The 10376-nt window shown below is 69.2% G+C and carries 8 protein-coding genes and 2 pseudogenes; 6 read left to right on the top strand and 4 right to left on the bottom strand.

The genetic code is table 11. The features are described 5' to 3' along the window. Positions 1-133: 133 nt before the first annotated feature. A pseudogene (locus F3T56_RS50500) lies at positions 134-295 on the top strand (transposase); the annotation flags it as partial. 285 nt (positions 296-580) lie between these two features. Here F3T56_RS50500 and F3T56_RS44480 read toward each other — a convergent pair. Next, positions 581-1116: pseudogene (locus F3T56_RS44480) on the bottom strand (IS6 family transposase); the annotation flags it as partial. On the opposite strand from F3T56_RS44480, the gene F3T56_RS44475 reads away from it, so the two are divergent. Further along, positions 1091-1696 carry a helix-turn-helix domain-containing protein gene (locus F3T56_RS44475; RefSeq protein WP_149831155.1) on the top strand — a complete coding sequence of 202 codons (606 nt, stop codon included), beginning with the start codon at positions 1091-1093 and terminating at the stop codon, positions 1694-1696. The pseudogene F3T56_RS44480 and the gene F3T56_RS44475 overlap by 26 nt on opposite strands. A gap of 46 nt (positions 1697-1742) precedes the next feature. Here the strand turns inward: F3T56_RS44475 and F3T56_RS44470 are convergent, their stop codons facing one another. Next, on the bottom strand, positions 1743-2717 hold the full coding sequence (locus tag F3T56_RS44470; protein WP_149831154.1) for a helix-turn-helix transcriptional regulator: 975 nt from the start codon (positions 2715-2717) through the stop codon (positions 1743-1745). 80 nt (positions 2718-2797) lie between these two features. On the opposite strand from F3T56_RS44470, the gene F3T56_RS44465 reads away from it, so the two are divergent. From F3T56_RS44465 to F3T56_RS44455, 3 genes are all read left to right on the top strand, one after another. Then, positions 2798-3532, top strand: a complete 735-nt coding sequence (locus F3T56_RS44465; protein WP_149831153.1) for an alpha/beta fold hydrolase — start codon at positions 2798-2800, stop codon at positions 3530-3532. Positions 3533-3558: 26 nt separating this feature from the next. Further along, the gene (locus F3T56_RS44460) at positions 3559-4653 is read left to right on the top strand and encodes a winged helix DNA-binding domain-containing protein (protein ID WP_149831152.1); all 1095 of its coding nucleotides are present in this window, start codon (positions 3559-3561) and stop codon (positions 4651-4653) included. Positions 4654-4777: 124 nt separating this feature from the next. Continuing rightward, positions 4778-5344 (top strand): BAR domain-containing protein, encoded by a 567-nt coding sequence (locus F3T56_RS44455; protein ID WP_172639472.1) that lies wholly within the window; start codon positions 4778-4780, stop codon positions 5342-5344. Here the strand turns inward: F3T56_RS44455 and F3T56_RS44450 are convergent. After that, entirely contained in the window at positions 5262-6092 is an 831-nt protein-coding gene (locus F3T56_RS44450) for an IS5 family transposase (RefSeq protein WP_246204779.1), read from the bottom strand. The genes F3T56_RS44455 and F3T56_RS44450 overlap by 83 nt on opposite strands. Before the next feature lie 358 nt (positions 6093-6450). On the opposite strand from F3T56_RS44450, the gene F3T56_RS44445 reads away from it, so the two are divergent. After that, positions 6451-9507, top strand: a complete 3057-nt coding sequence (locus tag F3T56_RS44445) for a Tn3 family transposase (RefSeq protein WP_149831149.1) — start codon at positions 6451-6453, stop codon at positions 9505-9507. 81 nt (positions 9508-9588) lie between these two features. Here the strand turns inward: F3T56_RS44445 and F3T56_RS44440 are convergent, their stop codons facing one another. Next, positions 9589-10299, bottom strand: a complete 711-nt coding sequence (locus tag F3T56_RS44440) for an MFS transporter (RefSeq protein ID WP_246204778.1) — start codon at positions 10297-10299, stop codon at positions 9589-9591. Positions 10300-10376 lie beyond the last annotated feature (77 nt).

The following is a 10376-nucleotide window of genomic DNA, read 5'->3' as shown; positions in this document are numbered from 1 at the left end:
CCGCCACAGCATGGACCCCAACTCCCCTTGCGTGACCTGCGAAAACGCTAACTACCCGGCCTTGGGACTTGTCCCCGAGTGGTGGACACCTCTGAGCCCGGCCCCGCCAGGGGCCGGGGAGGAGGGATCTCTTATGGTGATGAAGGTCTACTCGCCCGAGTTCAAGGCGGACGCCGTCGCGCTGTACCTGTCGGACCCGAGCCACACCTTCGAGGGCATCGGCAAGGATCTGGGGATCAGCCGGGAGACGCTGCGCAACTGGGTGCGGGCCGAGCGGGCCCGCAGTGGTGAGAGCGGCACGACGAGCACGAACACGAAGGACGTCCCGGTGAGCGAGGCCACGAGGCAGGAACTGGAGGCCGGGACAGCGGCCCTGCGCGCGGAACTGAAAACCGTGCGCAAGGAGAACCAGAAACTGGGCACTGTCAACTTTGACGGAATGTCAGATGATCAAGAAGGCATTCCCGGACCGAGGCCTGACTGAAACGCGTCAATCCAGCGCTTCGCCCGCAGATTCGAAGGCGGAAATCACCGATCTCCTTCTTGATCATCTGACATACCGTCAAAGTTGACAGTGCCCTCGTTCGCGCTGCCTGGTGGGCTGGTGGCTGTTCTCCGCCCGGTTGTTCAGCCCCTTGTGGGAGCGGTGCTCGACGAAGGGCATGACCTCGCGGTGGGCCGCGCCGTAGGAGCGGAGCTTGTCGGTGACGATCACCCGCGGCACCGTGCGGGTCTTCTTCATCAGCCTGCGCGGGAAGCGCCTGGCCGCGGCCTTGTCCCGGCGGCTCTGTACCAGGATGTCCAGGACGTTGCCGTCCTGGTCGACCGCCCGCCACAGATACTTCTGTTCCCCGTTGATCTTGATGAAGACCTCGTCCAGGTGCCACTTGTCACCAGGTCGGGGCCGGCCGGCGGCGCAGCGAATCGGCGTACCGCTGCCCGAACTTGGCGCACCAGCGGCGCACCGTCTCGTAGGAGAGGACGATCCCGCGCTCGAGCATCAGCTCCTCGACCTCGCGGAAACGACAGCGGGAAACGGTGATACAGCCACACGCAGTGGGAGATGACCTCGACCGGGTACCGGTGCCCCTTGTACGACGGAGCCACGGCCCCCACGGAACAGCCCCCTCCAGCACGATCAACCAGAAGATCATCCCACCCACTCAGCCAACGTGACAGCGCCGCCGCCGAGGCTGCGGGCAAGACGCTGGGGCGTCCGGCCGCGCTCGACGAGGATCAGGCTGCCGACGTCGTTGACGCGTATGCCAAGGGCGCCGCGGTGAAGGCGCTCGCCCGGCAGTACGACGTCGCGCCCAAGACCATCCGCAGGGTGCTGGATGCGGCCGGTGCCCGCGATGTGCGCGACATCCTGAAGGAACTCAACGGCGTGACCGCCGACGTCGCGGGCCAGGAGCAGGCGCCCGAGCGTAAGCAGCCGCACACCATCGACGTGCCCGGCTTGCTCGCCGAAGATCTCAATGCCACCGAGGTCGCCGAGATCCGCGAAGCGCTGCGCGGTGGCAGGAGGATCCGTCGCGGGCTGGGCTACTCGGTGCGCGTCAGCGCCCCCCTCGCGCTCCACCAAGCCGCGCTGAAGCAGTGCGCCGCACTCGCCGACGGTGGCTCCACTCCGGCCGGGCGCAAGGCGTACCGCACGTATGCCGACCGGATCGCTGCGGTGTCAACGGCTCCCTAATGATCTGCGGCGGACAAGACTCTTTCCCGATGGCGGCCGGCTGCCGTCACTGCAGTGTTTCTCCCGGTGCTCGTTCTGCGGATTCGGCGAGCTGGGCGGCCAGATTCTTGAGCGCTTCTCGTAGTTCGTCGGGATGGTGGATGGTGAAGGGCCATTCCAGGGAGGCGAGCATGTGGGCCATGCCGTCCAGCCGTTCTGCCCGTGCGTGCATGAGAACGCCGGTGGGCTGGGCGGTGAGGGTCACCGCTGAGCGCGGCAGCCGGCGGGCGATCTCATCGAGGGGGCCATGGATCGTCACCTCGACCTGCCAGCGGTATGGCCCCTGGGCGAGGGTCGAGGTCAGGTGGGCGACGGGGTCGAAGCCGTCGGGTGCGGTGAAGCTGTCGGCTCGGGGGGTGACGGAGGCGATGCGGTCGATGCGGAAGGTCCGCAGGCTGTCGCGGAGGTGGTCGTGGCCGACGACGTACCAGCGGCCGGTGTGGAAGACCACGCCGTAGGGGTCGATGTCGCGTTCGGTGTGTTCCTGGCGCCAAGACTGGTGGCTGATACCGACGGTCGCGCGGGCGCGGGAGGCCTGGGCCAGTGCCAGCAGGACGCCGGTTCCGGGTGCCTGACCGATCACGGCGTTGGCGGTGAACGACAGGGTCTCCCGCATGGCGGCGAGCGGCTCGCGCAGGGCGTGCGGAAGCACCCGCTCGATCTTGGCCAAGGCACCGGCACTGGCCGGCGCGGCAGTGCCCATGCCCAGACGTTCTGCCGCGAGCAGGCCAAGAACGACGGCGAGGGCCTCGTCATTGGTGAGGACCAGAGGGGGCATGCGGTAGCCGCAGGCCAGTCGGTAGCCGCCGTAGCGGCCACGTTCGGCCTCCACGGGGATGCCCAGTTCCCGTAGGTGCGCGGTGTACCGGCGCACCGTGCGCACGTCGGTGTCCAGCCGGTCGGCCAGCTCCACCCCGGTGAGCCGGGCGTTGGACTGGAGGAGTTCCAGCAGGGTCAGCACACGGGTCAGGGGATGCGACATGGATCACTCGGCATTTCAGGGCGGATTCTGTCCTGTATCGACTTTACGCTCCCCGCAGCACCTCACTTCAGGGAGATCACATGGCCACCTTCGTACTCGTTCCCGGCGCCTGGCTCGGGGCATGGGCCTGGGAAGACACCGCCCGAGCTCTGCGGGAGCGCGGCCACATGGCGCTGCCGCTGACACTGACCGGCCTGGCCGAACACGCCGACCAGGGCGGCCCTCAGACAGACCTGGACACGCACATCGCGGACATCACGGGATTCGTCGAAGAGCACGATCTGGGCGACGTCACGCTGGTCGCCCACAGCTACGCGGCTGCCCCGGTCACCGGGGCAGCTGGACGTCTCGGCGACCGGCTGGAACGCGTGATCTACGTGGACAGCGCCCCGTTCGCCGCAGGCATGTGCATGCTCGACCTCATGCCACCGCAAGCAGCGGACCAGCTGCGCCAGCAGGTCGACGCTTCTGGCCACGGGTGGCGGCTACCGATGCCGCCGTTTGAGGTCCTGGGCTTGTCCAGCAGCCTCGACGGGCTCGATGAGGGCCAGCGGAACGTTCTGCGCTCGCGTGCCACCCCTCAGCCGTTCGGCGCCTATACCCAGCGCCTCGCTGGCCCGGCCGAGCTCAGCGTCGGTGTGGACCGTGTCCTGGTCGCGTGCCATGACTTCACGGGGCTGCTGGATGCTGGGGTGCCGATGCTGGCCTACCTGAACCAGCCGCCGTGGCGACGCTTCGACCTGCCCACCGGACACTGGCCGATGCTGTCCGCGCCTGCCGAACTCGCCGACATCCTCGACAAGGCCGTCTCCTGACCGCGTCGGCCGAGAGGTACAGCCCGATGCCTGACCACGAAAGCGTCCGCAGGCTGCGGGCCCACGCTCAGGCCCTGGCCGGCGGAGCCCGGGAGGGCTCTGCCGAGGCGGTCGTCCGACGGGTCTTCGGCATCCAGGCCCAGGACGCCACGGCCGCCGACCTGGGCATCCGGGTACGCGGCCGGGACATCACCGCCCAGGCCATCCGCACGGCATACGAGAAAGAGCGGAGCATCGTCCGCAACTGGTACATGCGCGGCACCCTGCACACCATCCCCAGCAACGACGCCCGCTGGGTGTTGCAATTGCTGTCCCCGCGAATTCTTGCCGCAACCAACCGCCGCTACCAGCAGCTGGGCCTGGACGACGATCTGCGCCAGCGCGCCGACCATCTCATCCGGCACGCTCTTGCCGCGCACGGACCACTCACCCGGGCCGAGCTGACCGAGCACCTCACCACCCTCGGTATTCCGCCGGACGGGCAGGCGCCTTTCCACTTGATCCGCCACGCAGCACTCACCGGCATCCTCTGTCACGGCCCGCAGCGCGCCGGTGAGGCCACGTATGTACTGCTCAACGACTGGCTGCCCACCACCGGGCGCTTCCGGTGGGAGGGTGACTCTGCCATCGCCGAGCTGGCCCGCCGCTACCTGGCCGCGCACGCCCCCGCCACCCTGGAAGACTTCGCCGCCTGGTCCGGAATGCCGATCACCTGGGCCCGCACGGCCTGGAAAATGCTGGCGGAATACGGTGCGATCAACGAATACGGCGCGTCGACCATGCTCGCCGGGCGGGTGAAAGAACTCCCAGGCGCGTCTGACACCCCGGACGTTCGCATGCTGCCCGCCTACGACAACTACCTGATCGGCTACCGCACCCGCGAGGTGTCCGTCCCCGCTCTCCACCAGGCTCGCGTCTGGCCAGGAGGCGGCCTCATCCGGCCCACCGTCATCGCCGACGGCCTGGCCATCGCCACCTGGACCCGTGGCTCCGGCGCACGCTCCATCAAGGTGGATGCGTTCGGGCCTGTCCTCCCTCAGATTCAGAGGGAGGTCGGTGTGGAGAAGGACGCCGTCGTCCGCTTCCTGCGGCCCACCACATACCGACCGCCTCCGTGCTGACCTGAGTGCGTTGTGTCAAAGGGAGTCCCTGTTCGATGAGCAGGGGCTTCTTCGTGTGCGGGGCATGATCGCCTTGGGGTAGGGGCAGGCAGCGGACGGCTTGTTGTGGATCGAGGAGGGTGCGATGCCGTCGGTGCTGGGGTTGATGGAGCAGCGTGAGGCGCGGGCGAGGCGGGATCTGGAGTCCTGGACGGAGGTTCTGGAGCAGGCTCAGGCGGAGGTGGATGCCGCGCGGGAGCGGGTCGAGCGGGCCCGGGTGGGGCGTGAGGAGCTTGTGTCGGTGCTGGCCGGGGAGAGCCCGGTGAATACGCCGGTTCCGGTGCCGTCCGGTGGTGAGATGGCTGCCGCCGTGGGATCGGGCGGCCCGGGCGCGGGGCATGGTGAGCGGCCGCCGGTGTGGCGGTCGGGCATGGGCGAGGAGGTGCTCAGCGGCCTGTATCGGGAGGTGTTCGCCGCGGTGGTGGCCGCTTCGGGGCCGGTGAACGGGGTGGAGCTGACGCGGGCGGTGGGCCGGGAAGCGGAGATCAAGAACGAGGTGGAGAAGATCCGGCACCGTGCCTATGTGCTGGAGAAGCGGGGCTGGCTGGTGCGGGCGAAGGACGGACGGTTCATGCCTGAGCCCGGAGCAGTCGGCCGGGACGCTTCTCCGGCCAGCGCGGAGCGTCTGCGGCCAGGCGCCGGGACAGTCTGATCACGGCGGCCCACCACACCATCTGGGCGTGGTGGTCGGGGCGGCGTTCGTGGTCGCGGTTGAGGCGGCGTGAGCGGGAGAGCCAGCTCAGCGTCCGCTCCACGACCCACCTGCGGGCCAGTACGACAAATCCGCGTTGTCCGTCGGAACGGCGCACGACCTCGGTCCGGACTCCGTGACGGGCGAACGCCTTCGCCAGCGCCGGACCCTGGTAGGCACTGTCGACCCACACCAGTTGCAGCAGCCGTCCCGGCTGCTGCATGAACGTCTCCAGCAGTGCGGGGGCGGCCTTGGAGTCGTGGACATCGGCCGTGGTCACGGTCACTTCCAGGAGCAGGCCCTCGGTGTCGGTCAGGATGTGACGCTTGCGGCCGTCACGTGACTTGCCGCCGTCGTATCCGCGACTGTCCTCGCCGACGGTCTCGGAGGCGTCCACCGACTGACTGTCGATGACTCCCGCACTGGGCTCGGCGTTGCGGCCGGCGCGCTCCCTCGCCGAACGTCGCAGGCGTTCGTACAGTTCACGCGCATAGTCGTAGGCCCGCCAGCGGCGGAAGAAGTCGTAGACCGCCCGCCAGTACGGGAAATCGACCGGCAGAGCCGTCCACTTCACGCCGTTGTCGACCAGGTAGCGCACCGCGTCGACCATTGTCCGGTGGCAGTATGCCTCGGGGCGCCCGCCCCGCTTCAGGAGCCAGGCCGGCACCGGCATCGCGGCGCGGACCTCGGCCCACTCCGCATCCGTCATGTCACTCGGATAGCAGCCTGCCCGCCGTCCCGGAGCGAGCGAACCGAACCGGTGCACGTAGCAGTCACACCCAGGGGTGACCGCAGTGGCGGCATGCACAGAGATACTGCTCAACTGATCAGGCAACGGGCTTCCTTGGTCGTGCTGGTGTCGTAACCGCGTCACTACCAAGGGGCCCGTTCTCTCATGCCCGCGACCGCACCCGAACCTCCGTCCAGATGATCACCGCTGCCGCTCGAACAAGATCCGGTTTGCCACAACGCACTAAGGGTTCTCCGGGCTGGTTGGGGCTTTGACCTGGGGTGATTGAGCGTCGGAGCCTTCGAGGGTCGCTGTTGTCGATCTTCGGAGAGCTGTTGTGGCGGTCGAGTTCCTGACGGACGAGCAGGCGGCCCGGTACGGGTCGTTTCACGAAGTGCCCTCGCGGGCGGAGCTGGAGCGGTACTTCTTCCTGGACGACGCGGACCGGGAGGCGGTGCAGGCCAAACGCCGGGCACACAACCGGCTCGGGTTCGCGGTCCAGCTCACGAGCGTGCGATTCCTGGGCAGGTTCATGCCGGATCCGCGGCAGGTGCCGGCGGAGGTGGCCGAGCACCTGGCCGAGCAACTGGAGATCGTGGACGCCTCGTGCCTGAAGCTGTACGGCGAGCGGGACGGTACGGCCCGTACGCACGCCGGGGAGATCCAGGAGTCCGGGGGCCGGCGGGACTTCGCCGAGGTCCGCGAGGAGCTGGCTGTCTGGCTGGACGCGCGGGCGTGGACGACCGGGGACGGGCCGAAGGCGTTGTTCGACGCGGCGGCGGGGTGGCTGCGCGAGGGGCGGGTGCTGCTGCCGGGGGCGAGCCGTCTGGCCCGGCTGGTGGGCACGGTGCGGGAGGCGTCGAACCAGCGGTTGTGGGGCACCCTGTACGGGCTGCTGAACGTCGGTCAGCGGGCGGTGCTGGACTCGCTGCTGACCGTTCCGCCCGGCGAGCGGGTCTCGGAGCTGGACCGGCTGCGGCGCGGTCCGGTACGGGTGTCGGGCCCGCAGATGAAGGGGGCGCTGAAGCGCGCGGAGGAGATCGCCGCCCTCGGCATAGGAGACCTGGACGTGTCGGCGATCCCGCCGCGGCGGCTCGCCGAGCTGTTTCGGTACGGCGTGGACGGCAAGGCGTCGCTGCTGCGCCGGCACGGCGATTCCCGTCGGCTGGCGACGCTGCTGGCCACCACCGTCTACCTGACGACCTGGGCGGTGGACGACGCGCTCGACCTCCTGGAGGTGCTGATCGCGACGAAGCTGCTGGCCAAGGCCGAGCGCGAGACGGTCAAGGAGAAAATGAAGACGCTGCTGCGCGTCGAGCGGGCCTCGGCGAAGCTGGCGACTGCGTTCCAGGTCGTGTTCGACACCACGAGCGAGCTGGTCGACACCGACACTGGCGAGGTCACCGGCCCGGTGGTGGAGTCGTTCGAGGCGATGCGGGAGCGGATCGAGGCGGTCGTGCCCCGGCACGAGCTGGCCGCCGCGATCGCCGCGCTGTTCGAGCTGACGCCGCCGCTGGACTCCGATGCGGACGAGGCGTGGCGGTCCATGCTGGTCAGCCGGTTCGGCACGGTCCGGCCGTTCCTGAAGCTTCTGGTCGAGGTCGTCGACTTCGGTGCTTCCCCTGAAGGGCTGCCGGTCCTGGCCGCGTTGAAGTCCCTGCCGGATCTCTTGGGCCGCAAGAAGGTCGGCCCAGCCGAGATCGATACCGGGCTGCTGGTCGGCTCGTGGCGCCGCCTGGTGCTCTCGGCCCCTCACCTGGAGCCAGGCACGGTGGACTGGAAGGCGTACACGTTCTGCGTGCTGGAGCAGTTCCACCGGATGCTGCGGAGCAAGCAGGTGTTCGCGAAGAACTCCTCGAAGTGGGGCGATCCGCGGGCGAAGCTGCTGGCCGGTGAGGCGTGGGAACAGGCCAGGCCGACCGTGCTGGCCTCGCTCGGGCTGCCCGGGGAGGCGGGTGAGCACCTGGCTGCGCGGGCGGCGCTGCTGGACGGCACGTACCGGGAGGTCGCGGGGCGCCTGCCGGACAACGCGCAGATCGTGTTCGACGACGACGGTCGGCTGCACTTCGCCGCGCTGGAACCGGAGCCCGAACCGGCCTCCCTGCTGGATCTGCGGGCCACGGTGAACGCGATGCTGCCCCGCGTGGACCTGCCCGAGGTGCTGCTGGAGGTGTTCTCCTGGACCGGCGCCGACCAGGCATTCACCTCGGTCACCAGCGGCGAGGCCCGGCTGAAGGACCTGCACGTCACGATCGCCGCGCTCCTGGTCGCGCACGGCTGCAACGTCGGCTACACCCCCGTGATCGGCGGGATCGACGCGCTGAAGTACGGGCGGCTGTCCCACGTCGACCAGACCTTCCTGCGGCTCGCGACCTACCGGGCCGCGAATGCCACCCTGATCGAGCACCAGGCGTCCATCGGCCTCGCGCAGGCGTGGGGCGGCGGCTTGGTCGCCTCCGTGGACGGCATGCGGTTCGTCGTTCCCGTCCCCTCGGTGTACGCGCGGCCCAACCCGAAGTACTTCGGCCGCCGGGGCGGCGCCACCTGGCTCAACATGATCAACGACCAGGCCGCCGGGCTCGGTGGGAAGGTCGTGGCCGGCACCCCGCGCGACTCCCTGTACGTGCTGGACGTCCTCTACGACCGCGACGGCGGCAAGCGCCCGGAGATGATCGTCACCGATACCGCCTCGTACAGCGACATCGTCTTTGGCCTGCTCACGCTCGCCGGCTTCGCGTACGCGCCCCAGCTCGCCGACCTGCCGGACCAGAAGATGTGGCGCATCGACCGCGCGGCCGACTACGGCGCCTTCCACGACGCCGCCCGCGGCCGGGTCGACCTCGCCCGGATCGAACGGCACTGGGAGGACATCCTGCGGATCATCGGCTCTATCCACACCGGAACCGTGCGCGCCTACGACGTCATCCGCATGCTGTCGCGGGACGGACGGCCTACCCCGCTCGGCGACGCGATCGCGCACTACGGGCGGATCGCCAAGACCCTGCACATCCTGCGCCTGGCCGACGAGCCCGGCTACCGGCGGCAGATCAAGGTGCAGGCCAATCTCCAAGAGGGCCGCCACGCGCTCGCCCGGAAGATCTTCCACGGCCGGGCCGGACAGCTCTATCAGCGCTACCAGGACGGCATGGAGGACCAGATCGGCGCCCTCGGACTGGTCCTCAACGCCCTCGTGCTCTTCAACACGAGGTACATGGACGCCGCCGTCACGCAGCTGCGTGAGGACGGGTTCGATGTCCGCGACGAAGACGTGGCCCGCCTCTCCCCGTTCGTCCGCCACCACATCAACATGCTCGGCCGGTATTCCTTCCAACTCCCCGAGCTGCCCGGGGGCCTGCGTCCGCTGCGCGATCCGGACGCCGCCGACAAGGAATGACACTCAGTGAGGGGTCGTCAGCTGCGCAGGACGTTGACGTCCCCTCTCACCGGGCTCAAGGCTGGAGGCGAATCAGGAAACCTAACCAGCGGTCGCCGCCGCGTCGGCGACCCCAGGGACGGTCGGCTTCGCGGCAGCAGGCGGCGTGCGGTAGGCGCGAAGGGGCGCGTTGGTCGTGGCCACGGCGGCGATCGCCAGGATGGCGGACAGTCCGCCGAAGACCAGGGAGAAGGAGGCGGAGGTGGCCGACGCCAACAGGCCACCACGGAAGTTGCCGAGTTCGGGGCCCGCGACACCGATGACGTGTTCTACCGAGGAAACCCGTCCCCGGTACGCATCCGGGGTCTCCAATTGGACCAGGGCACTGCGGGTGACGACAGACACGGTGTCGGCAGCGCCCGCCACGGCCAGGCAGCCGAGCGCCAGCCACAACGGCCCCGCCAGACCGAAACAGGCCAGCGCCAGGCCCCAGACACCGGCTGCGGACAGCTGGACCAGGCCGCCACGGCGCCAGCGCGTCACCGTACCGGAGAGCAGACCAGCCGTGATCCCCCCGACCGCGACGGCAGAGAGGAACAGGCCGAGGGTCTGCGGGTTTCCCCCGAAGCGGATCTCGTTGACCAGCGGGAAGAGCGCGATGGGCATGGTGAGCAGGGTTGCGGACAGGTCGGTGGCCATCGAGCCCCACAGCGTCGGGCGGCGCAGGACGATCCGCCAACCGCCACGCTCCGGCCGGCGCCTGCCGCCTGCCGCGTCGGCGCCTTCGGGCCGCATGGCAGGCAGGCGGATCACCGCGAGCATTGAGCGGTGTGCATCGTAAAGCCGCAGGTCACGGGTCTGGTGTGAATGGCGAGTTGGATACTCGTGCC

Origin of the sequence: Streptomyces tailanensis (assembly GCF_008386495.1) — a bacterium.
Taxonomy (GTDB): domain Bacteria; phylum Actinomycetota; class Actinomycetes; order Streptomycetales; family Streptomycetaceae; genus Streptomyces; species Streptomyces tailanensis.
The sequence above is the reverse complement of the archived record's forward strand: the minus strand, read 5'-3'. Positions and strand labels throughout refer to the sequence as shown.

Excerpts from the sequence above, each read along its gene's own strand:
- F3T56_RS44470 (WP_149831154.1), bottom strand. The coding sequence starts at position 2,717 with ATGTCGCATCCCCTGACCCGTGTGCTGACCCTGCTGGAACTCCTCCAG.
- F3T56_RS44465 (WP_149831153.1), top strand. The coding sequence starts at position 2,798 with ATGGCCACCTTCGTACTCGTTCCCGGCGCCTGGCTCGGGGCATGGGCC.
- F3T56_RS44460 (WP_149831152.1), top strand. The coding sequence starts at position 3,559 with ATGCCTGACCACGAAAGCGTCCGCAGGCTGCGGGCCCACGCTCAGGCC.
- F3T56_RS44455 (WP_172639472.1), top strand. The coding sequence starts at position 4,778 with ATGCCGTCGGTGCTGGGGTTGATGGAGCAGCGTGAGGCGCGGGCGAGG.
- F3T56_RS44450 (WP_246204779.1), bottom strand. The coding sequence starts at position 6,092 with ATGACGGATGCGGAGTGGGCCGAGGTCCGCGCCGCGATGCCGGTGCCG.